This window comes from Shewanella dokdonensis (assembly GCF_018394335.1).
GTDB classification, from domain to species: Bacteria; Pseudomonadota; Gammaproteobacteria; order Enterobacterales; family Shewanellaceae; genus Shewanella; species Shewanella dokdonensis.
Window position 1 is genome coordinate 3061654 of record NZ_CP074572.1, and the last position, 20758, is coordinate 3082411.

A 20758-nucleotide genomic window follows, 5' to 3' on the forward strand; every position below is an offset into this window, starting at 1 on the left:
GAGTCGGTGGTCGCAGCAAACAAAATTACAACAGCAGGAATGCAACAGTGACAAAACAACATCAGCAGCAGGATATTGTCATTATCGGTGGCGGCATGGTGGGTGCCGCCGCAGCTGTGGGACTGGCACAACTTGGATTGAACGTCGCCGTGGTGGAAGCATCTGCCCCGGAAGCTTATGACCCAGAACAAGCTCTGGATGTGCGGGTATCGGCAGTGTCGCTGGCATCAGAAAATCTGCTGGCGCGGCTGGGGGCACTTGAAGGTTTGTTGCAGATGCGACAGGTGGCCTATCGTGGCCTGGAAACCTGGGAGATGGAAGGTTGCATCACCCGTTTTCATGCCGAGCAACTGAAACTGTCGCATCTTGGTCATATTGTCGAAAACCGCTTGGTGCAACTGGCGTTATGGCAACAGTTTGCGCAATACGACAATCTTACTGTTTGTTGTCCGGCGCGGGTAACCCGCATGGTGCGCAGTTGCAGTGGTATTGAAGTCAGCCTGGATGATGGGCGGGTGCTGGATAGTCATCTGCTGGTGGGCGCCGATGGTGCTAATTCACTGGTGCGGCAGTGGGCTGGGATTGGGGTCGCTGGCTGGGATTACAGCCAGTCCTGCATGCTCATCAATATTGCAACTGCCGAGGCAGAACAAGATATCACCTGGCAACAATTTACTCCCAATGGGCCGCGCTCATTACTGCCACTGCCGGGACATCACGCGTCGCTGGTTTGGTATGATGACGCTCAGACCATTAAAGGATTGATGCAGTTATCACCCAAGCAGTTGAAACAGGCGATTGATAACCATTTCCCCGAACGGCTCAATCGTGATTTTGAGGTACTGGATCGCGGTAGCTTTCCATTAACCAGACGCCATGCCAAACAGTATTATCGTGACAATCTGGTGCTGCTCGGCGATGCCGCTCACACCATTAATCCACTGGCAGGACAAGGGGTTAACCTCGGATTTAAAGACGTAGATACGCTGTTAGAGGAAGTATCTTCGGCATTGAGTGACAGCAATTGCCCGTGGTGGGACAGCGTGGTGTTAGCGCGCTATCAGCGGCGGCGCTGGTATGATAACCAATTGATGATGACGGGTATGGATCTGTTTTATGCCGGTTTTAGCAATGACATTCTACCGCTAAAACTGGTGCGTAATCTCGGCTTGAAACTGGCCGATATCAATACCCCAGTGAAACAGCAGGTACTCAGATACGCCCTTGGTTTGTCCTGATAATTTGTTGCCAGCGTAATTGCAGTGCTAAAATGCCGCGCTTGAGTCGCGGCATTGTTATTTTCCGCGATAGCTAAATGAGAACAACAGGAAAAATGACCACCATAAAACTGATTGTCGGGCTTGGTAATCCTGGTGCAGAGTATGCCCAGACCCGGCATAATGCCGGCGCTTGGTTTGTGGCACAACTGGCGCATAATTATGGCGCTAGCTTAGTGCCAGAGAGTAAATATTTTGGGCTTACCGCCCGCATTACCATCAAAGGCCGGGATGTACGGCTGTTAGTGCCCACTACTTATATGAACCTCAGTGGTAAGGCGGTGGGCGCTCTCGCCAGTTTTTTCCGGATTGCGCCTGACGAGATTTTAGTCGCGCATGATGAATTAGATATGCCACCCGGCGTGGCTAAGTTCAAACTCGGTGGTGGTCATGGCGGCCATAATGGTCTGAAAGATATTATTGCCAGCCTCGGGAACGACAAAAATTTCTATCGCTTGCGTATCGGCATCGGCCATCCAGGCGACAAGAATAAGGTCAGTGGCTACGTACTTGGTAAGCCGCCTCAGGCAGAGCAACAACGCATTGATGCCGCCATTGACGAAGCCTTACGTGCCACCGATATTGTGTACACAGAAGATATAACCAAAGCCATGAATCGCTTACATGCATTCAAGGCCGAATAACGGATCAATGACATAAGGCCGCTGGCACACCAGTGGCTGTCCGGCGCAACAATGTCGGAAATTACAGTGAGATAAGGTAACTATCATGGGTTTTAAATGCGGCATCGTTGGTTTGCCCAATGTCGGTAAGTCGACTCTGTTTAATGCGTTAACCAAAGCCGGTATCGAAGCGGCGAATTTCCCTTTTGTACCATTGAACCAAACACTGGGGTTGTACCGGTACCGGACGCCCGCTTGCAAGTGCTTGCTGACATAGTACATCCAGAGCGTGTCCTGCCAACTACCATGGAGTTTGTGGATATTGCCGGTCTGGTCGCTGGTGCCTCTAAAGGCGAAGGGCTTGGCAATAAATTCTTGGCTAACATTCGTGAAACGGATGCCATTGGTCATGTGGTGCGCTGTTTTGAAAATGACAACATAGTGCACGTTGCCAATAAGGTGAACCCTGCGCATGATATTGAGGTGATCAATACGGAACTGGCACTGGCGGATCTCGACAGTTGCGAACGCGCCATACTGCGGCAGCAAAAACGCGCGAAAGGCGGCGATAAAGAAGCCAAGTTTGAAGTAGAAGTGCTGGAAAAGCTCAAACCAGTATTGGATGAAGGCCACATGTTGCGTACTCTCGATCTCTCAAAAGAAGAGCTCGAAGCCGTGGCTTACCTAAATTTCCTGACATTAAAACCCACCATGTACATCGCCAACGTGGCAGAAGATGGTTTTGAAAACAATCCGCATCTGGATGTGGTGCGCGCCATCGCCGCCAAGGAAAAAGCCGTTGTGGTGCCTGTCTGTGCGGCTATCGAATCTGAATTGGCAGAAATGGATGACGAAGACCGTCAGGAATTCATGACCGATATGGGGCTAGAAGAACCCGGTCTTGATCGGGTGATCCGCGCCGGTTATGAGCTGCTGGATTTGCAAACCTATTTCACCGCTGGGGTGAAAGAGGTGCGGGCCTGGACCATTCCCGTGGGGGCATCAGCTCCTCAGGCCGCCGGGAAAATTCATACCGATTTTGAACGTGGCTTCATTCGTGCGCAGGTGGTTTCTTACAACGACTTTGTGCAGTTTAAAGGCGAAAATGGTGCGAAAGAAGCGGGTAAATTGCGGGTTGAAGGTAAGACCTACATCGTTCAAGATGGTGATGTGATGCATTTCCTGTTCAACGTTTAAGATGCATAAAAATTCGCCAAACTGCCGATATTTGCGTATCTGCTGTGCAGTTTGGTGAGATTCTAAGCGAACGGCGGTAGTGCCGGGCTTCAGCCCGAAAAAGCTGTTGACCTGTAATAGCTGAATAAGCATAATACGCCCCGTCCTCTCGGTGGAGGGGCATAAAGTTATCGTGGCTATGTAGCTCAGCTGGTTAGAGCACAGCACTCATAATGCTGGGGTCGCAGGTTCAAGTCCCGCCATAGCCACCATCCTTCTCGGATGTCAAAAGAGAAAAATGCGGGAGTGGTGAAATTGGTAGACACGCCAGATTTAGGTTCTGGTGCCGTAAGGTGTGAGAGTTCAAGTCTCTCCTCCCGTACCATCTTTCCAGTTAATGGAAAGCAACCATTGAGATAACTTGCAGTTGGGGTATCGCCAAGCGGTAAGGCACCGGGTTTTGATCTCGGCATTCCCAGGTTCGAATCCTGGTACCCCAGCCATTTTTCTTTGTATTACCTTGGGGTATCGCCAAGCGGTAAGGCACCGGATTCTGATTCCGGCACACCCAGGTTCGAATCCTGGTACCCCAGCCAATATGGCTATGTAGCTCAGCTGGTTAGAGCACAGCACTCATAATGCTGGGGTCGCAGGTTCAAGTCCCGCCATAGCCACCATGTTGTACTGTATTGTGCCTACAGTGAAGTTTAGGTACTTAAACGTGTTACGCTGATTTTTGGGGTATCGCCAAGCGGTAAGGCACCGGGTTTTGATCTCGGCATCCCCAGGTTCGAATCCTGGTACCCCAGCCATATTTATGACCCGATTTTTGGGGTATCGCCAAGCGGTAAGGCACCGGATTCTGATTCCGGCACACCCAGGTTCGAATCCTGGTACCCCAGCCAGTTCAATGAGCCCGTCTATAAAGACGGGCTTTTTGCTTTCTGAACGGCAGTATTGTTAATTAATTTCGCCCATAAAAAAACGCACCTTAGTCAAGGTGCGTTTTTTGTTATCTCAAGGCAATTATTGGTGGAACATTGCGGAGATAGATTCTTCGTTGCTGACGCGGCGGATCGCTTCGGCGAGGATACCGGACATGGTCAGTTGTTTTACCTTGCCACTTGCGGCAATTTCCGGCCGTAGTGGGATGGTGTCGGTCACGATGATTTCATCAATCACGGAACTGGTGATGTTTTGCAGTGCAGAACCGGAGAATACTGGGTGAGTGGCATAAGCAAATACCCGGTTAGCGCCATGTTCTTTCAGCGCTTCAGCCGCTTTACACAAGGTGCCGCCAGTATCGATCATGTCGTCAACGATGATGCAATCACGGCCTTGAACATCACCAATAATATGCATTACCTGGGCAACGTTTGCCTGTGGGCGGCGTTTGTCGATGATGGCCAGATCGGTATCATCCAACAGTTTGGCAATCGCGCGGGCACGCACAACACCACCAATGTCTGGTGATACCACCACGGGTGTTTCCAGGTTCTTGTCGAGCATATCTTCTAACAATACTGGGCTACCAAACACGTTATCCACTGGGACATCGAAGAAGCCCTGGATCTGTTCAGCGTGAAGGTCACAGGTCAACACGCGGTCAACACCAACGCTTGACAAAAAGTCAGCCACGACTTTGGCGGTAATCGGCACACGGGCACTGCGAACTCGGCGGTCCTGACGGGCGTAACCGAAATAAGGAACCACTGCGGTGATACGACCGGCAGAAGCACGGCGCAACGCATCCACCATCACAACCAGTTCCATCAGGTTGTCGTTAGTTGGGGCACAGGTGGATTGAATGATAAAGACATCAGCACCACGAACGTTTTCGTTGATCTGGACACTGATTTCTCCATCGCTGAAACGGCCTACCGTGGCGTCTCCTAATTTACAAAACAGACGGTCTGCTATCTTTTTAGCGAGACTGGGGGTAGCGTTCCCAGCAAAGAGCTTTATGTCGGGCACTTTAATGAACCTCAGGCGTTTGCATTATTGTGATCTGGAGGGACAAGTGACAAGCTGTGCCCCTGAAGAAACTGTTCAGCACTGCATCAGGCGGTGCTGTAACGGCGAAATATTTGTTCCTTTTGCCACAAATCCGCGGAATGATGTTGGCATTTTTGCCAGACATTCCAGCGCTTGTTGCTGCGTTTCGAACTCCCCGAACACACAAGCACCTGTTCCGGTCATTCTTGACGGGGCATATTCTAGCAGCCACGCTAACGCCTTGGCAACTTGAGGAAAGGCGTGGCACACCAGTGCTTGACAGTCATTTTTCCAGTTTGCGGACAATAGTTCTGTCAGCGAAACCTTCGGTGTATCTCTTGGTAAATCAGGATGCTGGAAGATTTCTGCTGTAGAAACATGGGCATCTGGTGCCAATACCAGATACCAGTGTTCCGGAATATCAACGGCCTGAAGTTTTTCACCCACCCCTTCGGCAAATGCGCTATTGCCGTAAATAAAGATTGGCACATCAGCCCCAAGCTTGAGTCCCAATGCCGCTAATTGCTGCTGGTCGAGCCCGGTTTGCCACAGCGCATTGAGTGCCACTATGGTGGTGGCCGCATCCGAGGAGCCGCCGCCAACACCACCGCCCATCGGCAATTTTTTATCTAGCCAGATTTCTGCACCTAGGTTGGTTGCTGTGTGTTGCTGCAATAATCTGGCGGCTTTCACTATCAGATTATCGGCATCTGCAATACTGCTGTTAAGGTTGGAGTGCAGAGCGATTTTGCCATCGGTGGTGATCTTAAAATCCAGTAGATCGCCATATTCTAAAAATTGAAATAACGTTTGTAATTCGTGATAGCCATCATCTCTGCGGCCATTGATGTGCAAAAACAGGTTGAGTTTGGCGGGTGCTGGCCAGCCTAAAGAAAGTGTTTGAGTCATAAACGCTGATTGTCCATGGGCACTTGCACATTGGTGAGTGCCTGCCATTGATTCAGTTGGATTTTTAACTGTAGATTGCCGCGGTCAAGGCGTAATAGTCGAGGCACCATGGTGCCACTTTGCGGCTGCCAGCCCTGATATTGAATACGCCAGGGCGGCATAACACTGGTATCGGTGAGTTGCAGCGGGCGGCCTTTAATATCGCGGCTGACGTGGTAATCATCACTGATGATTCCCAAGATCCATTGGGGCAGTTGGGTTAGCGGAAATTGCCAATTGCTGAGTTGGTTCAGCAAGGTTTGTGGATCATCACCTTCGTAGCTATGACCATCGACTTCCAGTTTGGCATAACCCTCACGGTTGCTGAGTGTTAGCACACTGGTTCCAAGCATAGTGGTCAGTTTTAGCTCGTCGTTAACGGGCGTATGTAACCAGTATAAATTGGTACTGAAACTTTCTTGGGGAGATTTTACCGCCAGCTTCCCTTGCAGTTCCCAGGCACTGGCCGCAGCAGGGGTACTGACTTGGGTGGCGACCCAGTTGTTATCGGCCAGACTACTGCAACCGCTGATGAATACGCTCACGATAATCCAGAGTAATAGCGGTACTGTTAGGCGGTAGGATGTGCAATTTGTGATGTGGGTCAAAATATTCGCCACTCATCGACCATAAATGATGGCCTATGATACGGGGGCTTAGCGGTCAGACACAACCTGTGTGTGATGGCCTTTTCATCAGCAATCGCTGTTATAGCGCGGTTTGCCGGGCTATCGGTGGTAATTGTCTGATAAAACTAACCCTTTATTCACTAATAAACCTTTATTCGGTTTTGTTAAGCGTATTCTGTTTTTAGCTGGGGCAATTCAGTAGAATGGCCGCATCTTAACAAGACGCCAAGAGTCCAGAACGAGTCAGATGAGCCTTGTAGCAATTGGTATTAACCACAAAACTGCCACTGTCGACCTGCGTGAAAAAGTAGCCTTTGCCCCGGACAAGATCCATGAAGCCATGAGAAGCCTCGCCCAAGAGACGGCTTCGAGTGAAGCGGTGATAGTGTCCACATGCAACCGTACTGAGCTTTACTGCAACACTCAGGATGTGGCGCGGGTGGTTTCTTGGTTGGAGCAGTATCATGCTCTGAGCCACGACGAAGTGGCACCGTGTCTTTACGAATTTGAAGGGCAGAAAGCAGTTCAGCACCTGATGCGGGTTGCTTCTGGCCTAGATTCACTGGTGTTGGGTGAACCCCAGATCCTCGGACAGGTGAAACAGGCTTTTGTCAAAGCTAAAGAGTCTGGTACCGTGGCCATGACCATGGATCGCCTATTCCAGAACACCTTCTCGGTCGCCAAGAAAGTTCGCACTGAAACCGAAATCGGCACTGCAGCTGTGTCTGTCGCATTTGCTGCGGTCAGCATGGCAAAACATATTTTCTCGTCATTGGCGACCACTAAAGCCTTGCTTATTGGTGCCGGTGAAACCATCGAGCTGGTGGCGCGCCATCTCAAAGAAAATGGGGTTGCCAGTATGGTGGTGGCAAACCGTACCTTGTCACGTGCCGAAGCCATGTGTGAAGAGTTTGGTGCCCAAGCTATCACCTTAGAACAGATCCCAGATTTTCTCCCTAAAGCCGATATCGTGATATCCTCTACCGCCAGCCCGTTACCTATACTGGGGAAAGGCTTGGTGGAAAAAGCGCTGAAGCAGCGCCGCCATCAACCTATGTTACTGGTTGATATTGCGGTTCCCCGTGATATTGAAGCAGAAGTCGCCGATCTTGATGCGGCTTATCTGTACACGGTTGACGATCTGCAAAGCATAGTGGAACAGAATATGGCCTCTCGACGTGAGGCCGCCGAGCAAGCGGAACTTATCGCCGAAGAGCAATCACTGCAGTTTATGGAGTGGGTGCGCTCGCTAGAGTCCGTTGACAGCATTCGAGAATATCGAACCCACTGCATGGATATTAAGGACGAGCTGTTAGAGAGAGCAATGAATCGGTTGGGGCAGGGCGCGGATGCTGAAGAGGTCATGCGCGAGCTGGCTAACCGCCTCACTAACCGGCTTATTCATGCACCGACCCAGGCGTTAACTGTCGCCAGTCGTCACGGTGATCTCAATGCACTTGGTCAGTTAAGAACCGCGCTCGGTTTAGATAAAGACTAAGGTTAGCAACTGAATGAAGGATTCCGTTATCCGCAAGCTGGAAGGCTTGCAGGAGCGTTATGAAGAAGTGCAGGCACTGCTCAGCGAAGCAGATGTTATCAGCGATCAGGAGCGGTTTCGTACCCTGTCCCGCGAGTACTCGCAACTCGAAGATGTGGTAAAGGGATTCCGTGATTTTCAGCAGGCGCAGGCCGATCTGCAAACTGCTGAAGATATGCTGCAGGAAGACGATCCTGATATGCGCGAAATGGCGCAGGATGAACTAAAAGCTGCCAAAGCCCGTTTGGAACAGCTTGAAGGTGAATTGCAGATCCTGCTGTTACCCAAAGATCCCAACGATGACACCAATGCCTTTTTAGAAGTGCGCGCCGGTACTGGCGGTGATGAAGCCGCGTTGTTTGCTGGCGATCTGTTCCGTATGTACAGCCGCTATGCCGAAGCCCAGCGTTGGCAGGTGGAAGTGGTCAGCGCTAATGAAGGCGAGCACGGTGGCTTTAAAGAAGTGATTGCCCGAGTCAGCGGTGATGGTGTGTATGGCCGCTTGAAGTTTGAATCCGGTGGTCATCGGGTACAACGGGTACCAGAAACCGAGTCGCAGGGGCGGGTACATACTTCGGCCTGCACGGTCGCTGTAATGCATGAAGTACCAGAAGCCGAAGCGGTGGAAATCAATCCGGCTGATCTGCGTATCGATACTTTCCGCTCCTCCGGTGCTGGTGGTCAGCACGTAAACAAAACCGACTCTGCCATCCGCATTACTCACTTGCCGACCGGGTTAGTGGTGGAATGTCAGGATGAACGTTCGCAGCATAAAAACAAAGCGAGGGCCATGAGTGTACTGGCGGCGCGTCTGCAAGCGAGAGAAGATGAGAAGCGTGCTAGCGAAGAAGCCTCGACCCGCCGTTCATTAGTGGGTAGCGGTGATCGTTCTGAACGTATTCGCACCTATAATTTCCCTCAGGGGCGTGTCAGTGAACACCGCATAAACCTGACGTTGTACCGGTTGAATGAAGTAATGGAAGGCGATCTGGATCAACTGATTGACCCGTTACTTCAGGAATATCAAGCCGATCAGTTGGCCGCACTCTCCGAAGAATAAGGACTGATGTCGTGACCAGAACCACAATCGCAGAAGCCCTGCAATGGGCTTCCTCGGTATTGTTAGCCAGTTCAGAATCCGCCCATGTGGATGCTGAAGCCTTGTTGCTGCACTGCCTCGGTAAAAACCGCAGCTTTATCTATACCTGGCCAGAACGCCAGTTAACCGACGAGCAGTACAAACAACTGCAACAGATGGTGGAGCGCCGGGCGCAAGGTGTGCCAGTGGCGCATATTGTGGGTGAGCGCGAGTTCTGGTCTTTACCCTTTATTGTGAATGAGTCTACCTTAATCCCGCGACCAGATACCGAAATCTTGGTGGAGACGGCTTTAAATCTACCACTGGCTGACAGCGCGGCAGTACTGGATTTGGGAACTGGTACGGGCGCGATTGCGCTGGCCTTGGCGCATGAACGTCCTCAGTGGCAGGTGTGTGCGGTAGACAATGTCGGTGCTGCTGTTGAGCTGGCGAAGGCTAACCGTGAGAATCTGGCGTTGCCTCAGGTTGAGATCCTTAAAAGTGACTGGTTTGCCGAGCTGAGCGGGCGTAAATTTCAGCTGATCGTATCAAATCCCCCTTATATTGAAGAAAACGACGAACATCTGGCGCAGGGCGATGTGCGGTTTGAACCCCGTAGTGCGCTGACCGCGGGTCAGCAAGGGTTTGCCGCCTTGTTCCATATCGCCGAACACGCCCGCGAATTTTTACTGCCGGGCGGTTATCTGCTGTTAGAGCATGGTTTTACCCAAGGGCGACACCTGCGTGAAAAACTCAATGAACTGGGTTATCTGCAAGTGGCCACCGTGCGCGACTTCGGTTCCAATGAACGTTGTACCTTAGGTTTTTGGCCGGGCTAAGCGGTAGCCCCTTGAAAACTGCCTACTTAGCCACCATCTACTTGATTGTGGAACCCGTAACCAGACAATCGGTTTGGATGCGGGACATCCATAGGGTAAACTGGCGCCTTCTTTTCGTAACGGCAGTTTACAAATGGATAATTTTTACAGTGTTTACTCGGGAATTAAGTACTTTCACTTGCTGATGATTGGCCTTAGCGTCACCTTTCTCAGTGTGCGCTTTGTGCTCAAGCTTGGGCAGTCTGCATGGATGGAGAAAAAGCTGTTAAGGATTGCTCCGCATGTGATCGATACCCTGTTGCTACTGTCCGGTGTAATCCTGTGCTTTATGATCAAGCAATATCCATTTGTTGATAGCTGGATGACTGAAAAACTGGCGGCAGTCGTGGCATATATCGTGTTGGCCACCGCTGCCATGAAAAGCTCCGCGGTAAATTATTCCGCATCTTTGCTTTCCTTGGTGCCTTAGGTTGGCTGGTATTTGCGGCCAAAGTGGCTTACATCAAACAAGCGGTATTTTTGGGTAATGCAAAGATTTCCTTCAGACGACAAAGCGCTTTCCCTACCGGAAACCGCATTTGAGATGTGTCAGTATCTGGGGTTCAGTGACCTCAAACAGGTACAGTGGGCGTGGTATGAGCTTTCTGGGGCGGTGTTGAGCCATTATCTGTTTGATGAAGAACAGCGGTTTGCTGCGTTGCTGAAATGGTTCTACCAGGATTTAGGCTTCTGTGAGAAAACCGAATACTTTTCCCGCGATGCAGCGGATCTAGGGCGTTGTCTGCAAAGCCGTCAAGGTAACAGCACCACGCTTGCAACGGCGCTGATGCTGCTCGGGCGAGAACTGGATCTGAAAACCGCACTGATCTTGCTGCCGGGAACGACCGTCATGTCTTGTCAGCTAGCCGGTGAACTCCACTATATTGACCCATTAAGCGGTAAGCGTCTTAACCGCGAGCAACTGCATGCGCTGGTGCGTGGCGAACTGGGCAACTCGGCTCCGATGCGGGATAACTACCTCAAGCCCGCTACGGCGAAACAGGTACTGACCCGGATGCTGCATGAACTGAAAGCCGGTTGTATTGTTGAGCGTAAATTTGAGTCGGCGTTGGAGTGCTGTAACCTGATCTTGGACTGGTATCCCGATGATCTCAACCTGCACCGTGAACGCGCCTTTATTGCGCAGCAGTTGGGCGCTATCCAAGTGGCAACGGCGGATCTGCAATATTTTATTGATAACAACCCGCACGATCCGATTGTTGAACTGGTGAAGATGCAGTTACAGGAACTGGGGAAGAAACCCAGGTATTTCACTGATATCCAAAGGCAACTGTGCCGATTACACTATGATATCTACACGGAACATAATCACAATTTAGGGAGAGGCTCTGCCTTATGACGACCGCTCTGGTTACCAACGACGCAACCGCGCTGGGAATTTTGGCCGCCATACTGGGGTTTGTTTTTTACACCAACAGCAGTGAACATCCGTTCTGGCAAAAATTTTACCGTTTTGTCCCGGCGCTGCTCCTTTGCTACTTTTTGCCGTCCTTACTGAATACCTTTGGTATTGTCGATGGTCACAGCTCCAAACTTTATTTCGTCGCCTCTCGCTATCTGTTACCAGCGTGTCTGGTGCTGCTGATCTTGAGTGTGGATCTGAAAGCGATTCTCAGCCTTGGCCCAAAAGCCTTAGTGATGTTTCTCACGGGCACGCTGGGGATTGTCATTGGCGGGCCGGTCGCCTTGCTGCTGATGTCGCTGATAGACCCGTCTTTGACTGGCGGTCATGGCCCGGATGCGGTATGGCGCGGCATGACCACCCTGGCGGGGAGCTGGATTGGTGGTGGCGCTAACCAAGCGGCGATGAAAGAAGTTTATGAAGTGGGCGGCAATATCTTTTCGGTGATGGTGACGGTGGACGTCATTGTTGCCAATATCTGGATGGCGGTACTACTGTTTTTGGCCTCCAACGCCAAACAAATCGATAGCAAGACCGGGGCGGATACTCGGGCGATTGATGCCTTGCGCCATAAAGTGGAGCAGTACCATGCTGAAAATGCTCGGATCCCCAGCCTGCGGGATCTCATGCTGATAGTCGCTATCGGCTTTGGGGTAACGGGCATTGCCCACATGTGCGCCGACTGGTTAGCGCCTTTCTTCAGTGAACACTACCCTTGGACGGAAAAATACAGCCTGACCTCGTCATTTTTCTGGTTGGTGGTGATAGTGACAACGATTGGCCTAGCGCTGTCATTCACGCCATTAAGGCATTATGAGGCCGCGGGCGCTTCCAAAGTGGGCTCCGCATTTCTGTATGTGTTGGTGGCAACCATTGGCCTGCATATGGATGTGACTAAGATAATGGATACACCGGAGTATTTCCTCTTGGGCATCATCTGGATGATAGTCCACGCAGCGCTGATGTTGCTGGTCGCCAAGCTTATCAAAGCGCCACTGTTTTACATGGCGGTGGGCAGTCAGGCCAATGTGGGCGGTGCGGCTTCGGCACCTGTGGTCGCTGCGGCCTTTCATCCGGCCCTGGCCCCCGTGGGGGTATTACTCGCGGTCTTAGGTTATGCCGTGGGAACGTATATGGCTTGGCTCTGTGGTCAGCTGTTACAAGTGGTAGCGAACTGATAGAAGAATTTATCAACATTCATGTGCTGCAAGGGCAGCCATTGAGAGAGATGCGGTGATGACCATTAAAAACATCAAGCTCGGTAAGATTGAGATAGCTAACGATAAGCCGTTTGTCTTATTCGGTGGCATGAACGTGCTGGAATCGCGGGATCTGGCCATGCAGATTGCGGAAACCTATGCCGAAATCACTCAGAAACTGGGGATCCCCTACGTATTCAAGGCGTCATTTGACAAGGCAAATCGCTCCTCTATCAACTCTTATCGTGGCCCGGGTATGGAAGCGGGCTTGAAGATCTTTCAGGAGATTAAAGATACCTTTAACTTGCCATTGATCACCGATGTGCATGAGCCTTATCAGTGTGCGCCAGTGGCGGAAGTGGTGGATATTATTCAGTTGCCAGCATTTCTGGCTCGGCAAACTGACCTGGTGGTCGCCATGGCCAAGACTGGGGCGATTATCAACGTCAAGAAGCCACAGTTCCTTGCACCGCACGAAATGCGCCACATCATCAAGAAGTTTAATGAAGCTGGCAATGATGAAATCATGTTGTGCGAACGTGGTAGTTGCTTCGGTTACAATAACCTGGTGGTGGACATGCTGGGGATGGATGAGATGAAGCAAACGGGTTATCCGGTTATCTTCGATGCTACCCACGCATTACAACGGCCAGGCGGACGGGCCGATTCAGCAGGCGGCCGCCGGGCGCAGGCTACCGAATTGGCGCGTAGTGGTATGGCATTAGGGCTGGCTGGCTTGTTTATTGAAGCGCACCCAGATCCGGATAACGCTAAATGTGATGGCCCATGTGCATTGCCACTGCATCTGTTGCAAGCCTATCTTAGCCAAATGAAAGCAGTTGATGATTTAGTGAAGTCTTTCCCGGTATTGGATACCAGTAAATAACTGCCAGTCACCACCACCTGTGATATGCTCAAATGCCCGGCAGTTGCTGGGCATTTTTGTGTCAGTTTTCAAATTCTTGTCTGGATCAAATCATGTGGATTCTGTTTACCCTGATGGCGGCGTTTATGCAGGCTTGGCGCAACGCTTTTCAAAGTCGGCTAAGTCGTGAGGTTAAAGTTGTCGGGGTAACGCTGGCAAGATTTCTATATGCCAGTCCGCTAGCGGCACTTTATCTGGGCATGTTGTATCTGTGGCACCCCGCGCCTTGGCCAAAACTCTGGGGGAGCGGGGGCTATATATCTTGGGCGCGGCCTTGATGCAAATTCTTGCCACCGCGCTGATGGTAAAGCTGTTCAAACTTAACAACTTTGCGGTCGGTGCTGGACTGGCAAAAAGCGAAGCGTTGGTTGCCGCTATCCTCGGAACGTTAATTTTCGGTACTCACCTGAGTTTTCTGGGGTGGGTTGGTGTCTTTATCGGGGCACTGGCGGTATTTCTGCTGAGTGTCGGTGACAGTTGGCGCAGCATATCTTGGTCCACTGTGTTGCTGGGGCTGGCGTGTGGCAGTGGCCTGGCGTTGACCTCCTTGTGGGTGCGCGAAGCCAGCCTGGTGCTGGGCTTGCCTTTCCCTCATCGGGCGGCTTGGGTGTTACTGCTGGTGATCCTGACGCAAACGCTGCTATTGCTACTGTGGTTGTGGTTGACGGATCGCCATACCTTACACGCGCTCTGGCAGCGACCCAAGCTGACCCTTGCGACGAGTGTCAGCAGTTTTATGGGGTCTCTGGGCTGGTTCAGCGCCATGTCATTAACCGCCGTGCCTTATGTTAAGACGCTCGGTCAGGTGGAAGTGTTTTTCATGTTGTTTATCTCTTACTTCTGGCTTAAGGAAAAAGTCAGAGTTAAGGAGATTGGCGGCCTGCTGTTGATTGCATTGGCCGCCATTTTGGTGCTGTGGAATTAGTTATTCAGCCACGACAGGGTCTAGGCCCGCATGGCGAATACTATTGATGACGTAAGGTGTATCAGATGCCAGATAGTGGATCAACGCCGCTGCTTCTTGCGGGTGCAGGCTACTCTTGGTTACACCCAGTGAGAAGGTAGTCACTTTTTGAAATTTATCTGGAATCGGCCCAACCAGCTCGGCACCTTGAATGGGCAGGATTTCGCTGATCTGCTGAAAGCCAATTTCCAGTTGTCCATCAGCGACTAAGCTGGCTACGCGTTTACTTAATACCCGGGTACTTTTAGGTTCAATCATTTGCCACAGACCCATTTTAGGCCAGAGCTTGTTGGACAGATAAGTACCGCTGGCACTCGCGGAATAGCCAATACTCTTCGCCTCATGCAGCACTTTGATAAATGACTCTGGGGTGCTGATATCGGGTTTGGCAGCCCCTTTTTTAACACACATGCCGATGCGTGAACGCACCAGATCAGTGCGGCTATCTGGGGTGACAAAGCCTTTATTGGTCAGCTTATCCAGCGAACTCCGGGACAGGATTAACACATCAAATTGTTCACCACGCTTGAGGCGCTCAGGAATTGAGTCTACGGCGCCACCAGAAGAGGAACCATAGGAAATATCGATATCTAGCCCTGTATCTTTTTCCAGTTGTGGTTCCATCGCCGTGAGTGTGGCAGCAAAGCCACCAGAGGTGATGACCTTAAGTTTTACTGCGGCTTCAGCAGCATAGCTACCTAAGCTTAATATCGCAGCCAACAATACTGGCCCTAAACGATAAAAAATACCTTTCATAGTGTCATCCTTAGTTGTTCAAGGTGCAGTCCGCCAAAGCGGACTGCGAGAGTAGGCACTTAAGTGCCTTAGGGACGTTATTTTTTCAACGCGTTTGCGGCAGCGTTTTCACCCGCGATACGACCGAACACTACAGTGTCGGCAATCGCGTTACCGCCAAGACGGTTATAGCCATGTACCCCGCCAGTGACTTCTCCGGCGGCATAAAGCCCCTTGATTGGCCAGCTCTGTAAGTTGAGCACTTCGGCTTTGGTATCAATGGCAACGCCACCCATTGTGTGATGGATCCCTGGGGCAACCTTCACCGCGTAATAAGGGGCTGTGTTAGGTTCAGCGGCATGTTATCGCGGTGGAATGCCTGGTCATCGCCACTCTTTTGATAGCTGTTGTAGTTGCTTACGGTTTGTTCCAATGTGTTGGGAACCATACCGGTAAGTTTGGCGAGTTCCGCTACTGAATCCGCTTTTTTCAGCATCTTCAGATGATCGTAGCCTCTTACCATTTTTGCTTTCTTATACAGTTGGTTATCAAACACCAACCAAGCAAATCGTCCCGGTTGTTTAAGGATGGCATCGGATGCACGGTCACGGGTGGTCAGCTCATTAATAAAACGGCTGCCTTGTTGGTTCACCATGATGGCACCCACACCCCTGACGGTTTCAGAGATAAGGATGCGGCTGTCGACCCCGATGGTTGGATGAGCTTGGATCCAGTCAATATCTGTCATGCTAGCGCCTATTGCTTTTGCCAGCGTGATGCCATCGCCAGTGGCGGTAATATTGTTGGAGCTGGTCATGCCTTGGAAGGTAGGACGGTAGTAGGCAATCATCTGTTTGTTGTAGCCGTAGCCACCAGTTGACAGCACTACTGATTTGGCTGCGAGCAGGTAGTAACCGGAATGTTTGCCGTGCACTACAACACCGACTATCTGCTGGTTATCATCAACAACTAGTTTTTCTGCACGGGAATTGAGGCGTGTTTCAACGCCAAATTTATCAGCGGCTTTGCGTAAATGCTGAATAATGGTGGGGCCAACACTTAGCCCGCCATGAGGTCTGTGAGTTCTATCAACACTGGCTCCGCCTGAGCGCTTAAGGTCATCCATGTTTACTCCCATGGATTCCAGCCATTTAATGCCATCAGCTGACTGTTTTGCCAGAATTTCTACCAGCTTGGGGTCATTGGCGTAGCGGCCGCCTTTCATGGCGTCATTGATAAATGATTGAACCGAGTCATTGATATGATGTGCTTTTTGCTGAGCGGTGCCCGCCGCATTCATTCCGCCCGCCGCTAGCATTGAATTGCCGCCGGAAAATGGCGCTTTTTCTAACAGAATCACTTTGGCGCCCGCTTGTTTGGCGGTAATGGCGGCGTTATAGCCGGCGCTACCGGCACCGATAACGATGACATCCGTCTGCTCTTTGGGACCGGCGGCGATAGCTTGCTGGATTTTTCCTGATCCCATTTCGCGTCCCAAGGTTCCTTGGCTTTGGCATCGGCAAAAGGAATTTTTGCACCGATATCAAATGAGTGACACTCATTGCAATAGAACACTGGTTTTTCATGGCCTTTATGGCAACTGGTGCAATTGATATCACCCAGATGTGAATTGTGTGGGTCGATGGCTAATTGTGGATTTTTGAGCTTGTCATACCCCCCATGACAGCTTTTACACTGTTGATTAATATAGCTCTCACTATCGTCAGCGACTTTCCCCGCGACTTTATGGCAAGTTTTACAGCCATTGCCTTTATCATTATGAAATGAAGCTAAATCGTTTACTTTAGCTTCGGCAATACTCACGTTTGCCAGACATGCCAGAATTAGCCCACTTAACACTGCAAATTTCATGATGTTCCTTTTTTATTGTACAGATAAAATTTGCTATATAGCGTGCAGAATATTTCCTGTTGAAAAGTTGAAATAGATCTATTTTATTTTTGGTTTATTTAATATTTAACAAGGTTTAAATAAAACTTAATTCGGGTTTTAAATATTTTTTAATAATGTTTTTGAAATTGTTAACATGGTGGTTCGACTAATTAATTGTGATCAAGTTGTAATTCTTTTTTTGACTATTTTCTCTATTCTTTGCCGCGATTTTTATAGTCATTACAGGAATGATTTTCAATGAAAAAAACAATTCTAGCGCTTAGCCTTATCTCTGCGATTTCCCCAGTTACTCATGCTTTTGCCAGTGAGGCACAGTTTTATGGTCGAGCATGGCTGGGGCTAACATACTCAGATAACGGGTTACTTTCTAACCGTAAAGAGAATGGCACGCAGCTTGAAAATTTTGCTTCTTTCATCGGGCTAAGAGGAGAAGAGAAATTAAATGATAATTTAAAAATTATTTATGTAGCTGAAGCGGGTACTGAAGGTTATTATGAAACATCAGAACTATTTAAACCAAGAAATACTTATATTGGTGTGGCTGGAACCTATGGTTCAATAGTCTTTGGTCGCAATGATACCGTATTTAAGAAAACAGAAGGGCGAGTCGATCTATTTAATGTTACCTCTGCGGATATGGCTAAATTAATTGCAGGTAATGATCGTCTAGGTGATTCTGTTACCTATTATTCTCCTAAATTGTCAGGTATTCAGTTCGGTTCCAGCTATCAATTTGCTGACAACGTAGATAATAGTTCTGGCAATTATGCGTTGAGTGCAACGCTGGGTGATAGTCGCTTTAAGAAAAATAACTATTATATGGCATTGGCATATGCTGATGGTTTAAACCAAATGGATGCTTATCGTGTTGTGGGTGGCGTGAAATTAGCCGGCATACATTGGGGGCATTGTTCCAACATGCTGAATCAGATAAGTATGAAAACCTCAGTGGTAACAGTTATTTGTTGAGCGCGGCATGGCCATTTGAACAGTATCAACTGAAATTGCAGTACCTGTATGATCAATCAGGGCTAGGCAAGATCACCAGCAATGTGGCAGATAAGAAGAGCGTAACTGATGCCAGCAGTTATTTGGTGTCCTTGGGGTTGGATTATGCACCATCCAAAGCGACTACCATAGGGATTATTGCCAGCTATCTCAATGGCGATGTGACTGATAAAAATGGTTATCAGGATTATGACGACAGCCAGTTTACTGTTTACCTGAAACAGATTTTTTAGAAAACAGCAGTTTGGGTATAAGGGTATTCGTCGCACTGATCAAGGTTTGTTGGTTGCCTAGTTGTTAGTATTTGCCAATAAACCGATGTGGAATTGGCTAATGAAAGTCACCTTAAAACAGTTGCTGGTTTTTAAAACTATCTATCAGGAGGGACAGATCTCTAAGGCTGCAAAGCAGCTGCATATGTCGGTACCTGCGGTCAGTATGGCACTCAAAGAACTGGAAAGTATTTTGGAAAGTCGCTTATTTGAACGGACCGGCAGTGGCTTGTTGTTGAATCAGCAAGGCGAGTTATTGTTACCTTATGCGAATGAGATGCTGACAACTGGTGAGCAACTGGAACAGGTTTTTCTGCCGCGGCTTCTGGTGTGGTTGGCAGTGTGACGATAGGCGCGTGTAAGACGGCTGGCAACTATGTGTTATCACGGATGTTGCCGTTGTTTCATATGCGCTTCCCTGCCACACAACTGCGGCTGGTCATCAAAGATTCTAATAGCATTGAACGGATGCTGGTGGAGCGGGAAGTGGATTTGGCATTTGTTGATGCCAAACCCAGTTTAGCCTCTGTCTGCAGTGAACTGTGGTTGCGCGATCGCATCTGTATCGTGTGTGGTGCCGATAACCTGTTGGCGCAACAGCCTATTTCCACAGCGCTTCTATCACAGCAGGTGTGGTATCTCGATGAGTCTGCCACCGTCTCGCGAGTGCGCGCTATTCAGTTGTTGCACGGTTGTGGAATTGTGCCATCCCAGAATATTACGATGACCACGCTTGGTGCCATTAAGCGTGCTACCGCCACCGGCTATGGCGTGAGCGTATTACCATATATGGCGATTGATGCGGAGTTAGCGCGTGCTGACCTAGTGGAGTTATCCGTACCCGGTTGGGATTTTGAACGTAATTACTGGATGATCTGTCGAGCGGATGAAACCTTATCTCCTGCATGTTGTAATTTCAGGGAGTTTGCCAGCGACAACTGCGGCACGCTGCAGCACCTATGCTAAAGATCACCACCGACTTTCAGTTGTTTGGCATTATATGTCTCTTCCTTGGCATCATCTTTTATACCGCAGGGCTTAAGAACCGCTTTTTGTTGGGTTATACAAGCTCATGCCGGTGATGGTGGCTTGTTACTTTTTGCCTTCATTACTGAATACCTTCCACCTTATCCAGATCTCCAATTCACATTTGACCTTCCTGGCGCGGGATTATCTGATGCCCGCCTGTCTTTGCTTATTGCTATTGGGATTAGATCTCCGCGCGGTATTTAGCAGTGGCGGTAAACTACTGCTGTTATTCCTTGTTGGCAGCTTTGGGGTTTTCATCGGTGGGCCATTGGCATTGCTGTCGGTGACCTATTTTCGGCCAGAAATGTTACTGGAACAAGGCGATAACAGTTTATGGCGCGGTATGGCAACACTTGCGGGAAACTGGGTGGGTGGCACCGCTAATCAGATGGCTATCAAGCAGTTATTTCATGTCGGCGATGATATTTTTGGCGTGTTCGTGACGGTCAATGTGCTGCTGTCGGGGATCTGGATGTCGTTACTGCTGCTGTTGTCTCCCCATGAAGCACAGCTCAATCGCTGGCTGCGAAGCGCTTCTGTCACACCAGTGACCACAACCGTTAATGAACCCGAGCGTATCGCCGATTTACGCCATCTGATGTTGTTGCTGTGCTTGCCTCTGTGTCTCGGTGGTTTGGCCCATGCGATTTCCGGGGCGCTAGCGCAGTGGTGTGTCGTAGCCTGGCCGGCGGCTGGTCAGTATCAACTGCATTCGCCTTTCTTGTGGCGAGTGGTCATTCTTACGACCGGCAGTGTACTGTTATCGCTGAGCCCTGCCAGAAAACTGGCCGTTTATGGGGCAGATAAATTAGGCTCGGTCTGCTTGTATCTGATGTTGGCCATCATGGGATTGAAAATGAATATTGCCATGTTGCTGCTATTGCCTTGGTTTTTTGTGATAGGCGCGGTCTGGCTACTGATCCATATTGCGTTAATGTTATTGGCTACTTGGTATTTCCGGTTGCCATTTAGTTATATGGCAATAGCCAGCCAGTGTAACCTTGGTGGGGCGGCTTCTGCGCCCGTAGTTGCCAGTGCCTACAACAAAGCTTTAGTACCATTGGCCGTGTTGATTGCGGTTTTTGGCTATGCTTGGGCGAATTTTGTCGCCTGGGCATGCGGCCAGTGGCTACAAAGGATTGGGTGAA

19 protein-coding genes, 7 tRNA genes and 4 pseudogenes are annotated in these 20758 nt (G+C 49.9%); 23 read left to right on the forward strand and 7 right to left on the reverse strand.

Annotated features, from left to right (window positions below; genetic code table 11):
• Nucleotides 1-95 precede the first annotated feature (95 nt).
• The 10 genes and pseudogenes from KHX94_RS14705 to KHX94_RS14750 all read left to right on the forward strand — a co-directional run bounded on the left by KHX94_RS14705 (nucleotide 96) and on the right by KHX94_RS14750 (nucleotide 3981).
• Nucleotides 96-1238: an FAD-dependent monooxygenase gene (locus KHX94_RS14705; RefSeq protein WP_213683461.1), complete on the forward strand. Its 1143-nt coding sequence runs from the start codon at nucleotides 96-98 to the stop codon at nucleotides 1236-1238.
• A 95-nt stretch (nucleotides 1239-1333) separates the two neighbouring features.
• Entirely contained in the window at nucleotides 1334-1921 is a 588-nt protein-coding gene (gene pth / locus KHX94_RS14710; protein WP_213681210.1) for an aminoacyl-tRNA hydrolase, read from the forward strand.
• 85 nt (nucleotides 1922-2006) lie between these two features.
• A pseudogene (gene ychF / locus KHX94_RS14715) lies at nucleotides 2007-3097 on the forward strand (redox-regulated ATPase YchF).
• Between the two features lie 174 nt (nucleotides 3098-3271).
• Nucleotides 3272-3348, forward strand: a tRNA-Met gene (locus KHX94_RS14720).
• Between the two features lie 28 nt (nucleotides 3349-3376).
• Nucleotides 3377-3461, forward strand: a tRNA-Leu gene (locus tag KHX94_RS14725).
• A 43-nt stretch (nucleotides 3462-3504) separates the two neighbouring features.
• A tRNA-Gln gene (locus tag KHX94_RS14730) sits at nucleotides 3505-3579 on the forward strand.
• Nucleotides 3580-3597: 18 nt separating this feature from the next.
• Nucleotides 3598-3672, forward strand: a tRNA-Gln gene (locus KHX94_RS14735).
• A 4-nt stretch (nucleotides 3673-3676) separates the two neighbouring features.
• Nucleotides 3677-3753 (forward strand) — tRNA-Met (locus tag KHX94_RS14740).
• Between the two features lie 60 nt (nucleotides 3754-3813).
• Nucleotides 3814-3888, forward strand: a tRNA-Gln gene (locus KHX94_RS14745).
• An 18-nt stretch (nucleotides 3889-3906) separates the two neighbouring features.
• Nucleotides 3907-3981, forward strand: a tRNA-Gln gene (locus KHX94_RS14750).
• Nucleotides 3982-4102: 121 nt separating this feature from the next.
• Here KHX94_RS14750 and KHX94_RS14755 read toward each other — a convergent pair.
• From KHX94_RS14755 to lolB, 3 genes are all read right to left on the reverse strand, one after another.
• Entirely contained in the window at nucleotides 4103-5050 is a 948-nt protein-coding gene (locus KHX94_RS14755; RefSeq protein WP_213681211.1) for a ribose-phosphate pyrophosphokinase, read from the reverse strand.
• A gap of 75 nt (nucleotides 5051-5125) precedes the next feature.
• Nucleotides 5126-5980 (reverse strand): 4-(cytidine 5'-diphospho)-2-C-methyl-D-erythritol kinase, encoded by an 855-nt coding sequence (gene ispE, locus KHX94_RS14760; RefSeq protein ID WP_213681212.1) that lies wholly within the window; start codon nucleotides 5978-5980, stop codon nucleotides 5126-5128.
• Nucleotides 5977-6564 (reverse strand): lipoprotein insertase outer membrane protein LolB, encoded by a 588-nt coding sequence (gene lolB / locus KHX94_RS14765; protein WP_244859180.1) that lies wholly within the window; start codon nucleotides 6562-6564, stop codon nucleotides 5977-5979. Before lolB ends, ispE begins: the two co-directional genes overlap by 4 nt.
• 331 nt (nucleotides 6565-6895) lie before the next feature.
• On the opposite strand from lolB, the gene hemA reads away from it, so the two are divergent.
• From hemA to KHX94_RS14805, 8 genes and pseudogenes are all read left to right on the forward strand, one after another.
• Nucleotides 6896-8146: a glutamyl-tRNA reductase gene (gene hemA, locus KHX94_RS14770; RefSeq protein ID WP_213681213.1), complete on the forward strand. Its 1251-nt coding sequence runs from the start codon at nucleotides 6896-6898 to the stop codon at nucleotides 8144-8146.
• A gap of 13 nt (nucleotides 8147-8159) precedes the next feature.
• Nucleotides 8160-9245 carry a peptide chain release factor 1 gene (gene prfA / locus KHX94_RS14775; protein WP_213681214.1) on the forward strand — a complete coding sequence of 362 codons (1086 nt, stop codon included), beginning with the start codon at nucleotides 8160-8162 and terminating at the stop codon, nucleotides 9243-9245.
• A gap of 11 nt (nucleotides 9246-9256) precedes the next feature.
• The gene (prmC, locus tag KHX94_RS14780; RefSeq protein WP_213681215.1) at nucleotides 9257-10102 is read left to right on the forward strand and encodes a peptide chain release factor N(5)-glutamine methyltransferase; all 846 of its coding nucleotides are present in this window, start codon (nucleotides 9257-9259) and stop codon (nucleotides 10100-10102) included.
• 133 nt (nucleotides 10103-10235) lie between these two features.
• A pseudogene (locus KHX94_RS14785) lies at nucleotides 10236-10684 on the forward strand (SirB2 family protein).
• On the forward strand, nucleotides 10629-11501 hold the full coding sequence (locus tag KHX94_RS14790) for a SirB1 family protein (protein WP_213681216.1): 873 nt from the start codon (nucleotides 10629-10631) through the stop codon (nucleotides 11499-11501). The pseudogene KHX94_RS14785 and the gene KHX94_RS14790 overlap by 56 nt, the downstream one beginning before the upstream one ends.
• Nucleotides 11498-12742 carry a DUF819 family protein gene (locus tag KHX94_RS14795; RefSeq protein WP_213681217.1) on the forward strand — a complete coding sequence of 415 codons (1245 nt, stop codon included), beginning with the start codon at nucleotides 11498-11500 and terminating at the stop codon, nucleotides 12740-12742. The genes KHX94_RS14790 and KHX94_RS14795 overlap by 4 nt, the downstream gene beginning before the upstream one ends.
• A 58-nt stretch (nucleotides 12743-12800) precedes the next feature.
• The gene (kdsA, locus tag KHX94_RS14800) at nucleotides 12801-13649 is read left to right on the forward strand and encodes a 3-deoxy-8-phosphooctulonate synthase (RefSeq protein WP_213683463.1); all 849 of its coding nucleotides are present in this window, start codon (nucleotides 12801-12803) and stop codon (nucleotides 13647-13649) included.
• A 92-nt stretch (nucleotides 13650-13741) separates the two neighbouring features.
• A pseudogene (locus KHX94_RS14805) lies at nucleotides 13742-14613 on the forward strand (EamA family transporter).
• Here the strand turns inward: KHX94_RS14805 and KHX94_RS14810 are convergent.
• The 4 genes from KHX94_RS14810 to KHX94_RS20655 all read right to left on the reverse strand — a co-directional run bounded on the left by KHX94_RS14810 (nucleotide 14614) and on the right by KHX94_RS20655 (nucleotide 17259).
• Nucleotides 14614-15408, reverse strand: a complete 795-nt coding sequence (locus KHX94_RS14810; protein ID WP_213681218.1) for a molybdate ABC transporter substrate-binding protein — start codon at nucleotides 15406-15408, stop codon at nucleotides 14614-14616.
• 77 nt (nucleotides 15409-15485) lie between these two features.
• A complete protein-coding gene (locus KHX94_RS21225; RefSeq protein ID WP_280529577.1) occupies nucleotides 15486-15683 on the reverse strand; it encodes an FAD-binding protein in 198 nt (65 codons plus the stop codon).
• A 26-nt stretch (nucleotides 15684-15709) separates the two neighbouring features.
• Complete coding sequence (locus tag KHX94_RS14815; protein ID WP_280529660.1) at nucleotides 15710-16858, reverse strand: flavocytochrome c; 1149 nt, start codon at nucleotides 16856-16858, stop codon at nucleotides 15710-15712.
• Nucleotides 16744-17259 (reverse strand): cytochrome c3 family protein, encoded by a 516-nt coding sequence (locus tag KHX94_RS20655; RefSeq protein WP_244859181.1) that lies wholly within the window; start codon nucleotides 17257-17259, stop codon nucleotides 16744-16746. The genes KHX94_RS14815 and KHX94_RS20655 overlap by 115 nt, the downstream gene beginning before the upstream one ends.
• 279 nt (nucleotides 17260-17538) lie before the next feature.
• Between KHX94_RS20655 and KHX94_RS14820 the strand changes: the two genes are divergently transcribed.
• From KHX94_RS14820 to KHX94_RS14835, 5 genes and pseudogenes are all read left to right on the forward strand, one after another.
• Nucleotides 17539-18270: a porin gene (locus tag KHX94_RS14820; protein WP_213681219.1), complete on the forward strand. Its 732-nt coding sequence runs from the start codon at nucleotides 17539-17541 to the stop codon at nucleotides 18268-18270.
• Entirely contained in the window at nucleotides 18210-18542 is a 333-nt protein-coding gene (locus tag KHX94_RS14825; protein WP_342345843.1) for a hypothetical protein, read from the forward strand. The genes KHX94_RS14820 and KHX94_RS14825 overlap by 61 nt, the downstream gene beginning before the upstream one ends.
• 100 nt (nucleotides 18543-18642) lie before the next feature.
• Complete coding sequence (locus KHX94_RS20660; RefSeq protein ID WP_244859182.1) at nucleotides 18643-18927, forward strand: LysR family transcriptional regulator; 285 nt, start codon at nucleotides 18643-18645, stop codon at nucleotides 18925-18927.
• A complete protein-coding gene (locus KHX94_RS14830; RefSeq protein WP_244859183.1) occupies nucleotides 18924-19547 on the forward strand; it encodes a LysR substrate-binding domain-containing protein in 624 nt (207 codons plus the stop codon). The genes KHX94_RS20660 and KHX94_RS14830 overlap by 4 nt, the downstream gene beginning before the upstream one ends.
• A 100-nt stretch (nucleotides 19548-19647) precedes the next feature.
• Nucleotides 19648-20757, forward strand: a pseudogene (locus tag KHX94_RS14835) (DUF819 family protein); the annotation flags it as partial.
• Between the last annotated feature and the right edge of the window lies 1 nt (nucleotide 20758).

What these genes read in the sequence shown, in the direction of transcription:
- KHX94_RS14705 (WP_213683461.1), top strand. Translation starts at nt 96, where the DNA reads ATGGTGGGTGCCGCCGCAGCTGTGGGACTGGCACAACTTGGATTGAAC.
- pth (WP_213681210.1), top strand. Translation starts at nt 1,334, where the DNA reads ATGACCACCATAAAACTGATTGTCGGGCTTGGTAATCCTGGTGCAGAG.
- ispE (WP_213681212.1), bottom strand. Translation starts at nt 5,980, where the DNA reads ATGACTCAAACACTTTCTTTAGGCTGGCCAGCACCCGCCAAACTCAAC.
- hemA (WP_213681213.1), top strand. Translation starts at nt 6,896, where the DNA reads ATGAGCCTTGTAGCAATTGGTATTAACCACAAAACTGCCACTGTCGAC.
- prfA (WP_213681214.1), top strand. Translation starts at nt 8,160, where the DNA reads ATGAAGGATTCCGTTATCCGCAAGCTGGAAGGCTTGCAGGAGCGTTAT.
- KHX94_RS14790 (WP_213681216.1), top strand. Translation starts at nt 10,629, where the DNA reads ATGCAAAGATTTCCTTCAGACGACAAAGCGCTTTCCCTACCGGAAACC.
- KHX94_RS14795 (WP_213681217.1), top strand. Translation starts at nt 11,498, where the DNA reads ATGACGACCGCTCTGGTTACCAACGACGCAACCGCGCTGGGAATTTTG.
- kdsA (WP_213683463.1), top strand. Translation starts at nt 12,801, where the DNA reads ATGACCATTAAAAACATCAAGCTCGGTAAGATTGAGATAGCTAACGAT.
- KHX94_RS14810 (WP_213681218.1), bottom strand. Translation starts at nt 15,408, where the DNA reads ATGAAAGGTATTTTTTATCGTTTAGGGCCAGTATTGTTGGCTGCGATA.
- KHX94_RS21225 (WP_280529577.1), bottom strand. Translation starts at nt 15,683, where the DNA reads ATGGGTGGCGTTGCCATTGATACCAAAGCCGAAGTGCTCAACTTACAG.
- KHX94_RS20655 (WP_244859181.1), bottom strand. Translation starts at nt 17,259, where the DNA reads ATGAAATTTGCAGTGTTAAGTGGGCTAATTCTGGCATGTCTGGCAAAC.
- KHX94_RS14820 (WP_213681219.1), top strand. Translation starts at nt 17,539, where the DNA reads ATGAAAAAAACAATTCTAGCGCTTAGCCTTATCTCTGCGATTTCCCCA.
- KHX94_RS20660 (WP_244859182.1), top strand. Translation starts at nt 18,643, where the DNA reads ATGAAAGTCACCTTAAAACAGTTGCTGGTTTTTAAAACTATCTATCAG.